At 72.7% G+C, this 418-nt stretch carries 1 protein-coding gene; it reads left to right on the plus strand.

Annotated features, from left to right (window positions below; all coding sequences use genetic code 11):
- Positions 1-418: ketoacyl-synthetase C-terminal extension domain-containing protein (locus BU204_RS36800; protein WP_332888617.1), on the plus strand; the 418-nt coding region annotated here is incomplete at both ends.

A 418-nucleotide genomic window follows, 5' to 3' on the forward strand; every position in this document is an offset into this window, starting at 1 on the left:
GGTGGCCGGGATCATCAAGATGGTGCAGGCCCTGCGGTACGGGGTCGCGCCGCGGACACTGCACGTCGACGAGCCGTCCTCGCATGTGGACTGGGACTCCGGCGCGGTGTCGCTGCTGACCGAGGCCGTGGAGTGGCCGGCGCTCGACCGTCCCCGGCGGGCCGCCGTGTCCTCGTTCGGCATCAGCGGCACCAACGTGCACGTGATCCTGGAGCAGGACACGCCAGAACCCGTCCCGGCGACGCCACGGGCCGTATCGCCCCGGGTGCTGCCCTGGGTGCTGTCGGCCCGGACCGCCGAGGCACTCGACGCCCAGACCGAGCGGATCGCGCGGTGCTCGGCCGACCCGCTCGACGTGGCGTTCTCGCTGGTGACCACGCGTTCGGTGTTCGAGCACCGGGCCGTGCTGGTCGACGGT

Origin of the sequence: Actinophytocola xanthii (genome assembly GCF_001921205.1) — a bacterium.
Classification (GTDB): Bacteria; Actinomycetota; Actinomycetes; order Mycobacteriales; family Pseudonocardiaceae; genus Actinophytocola; species Actinophytocola xanthii.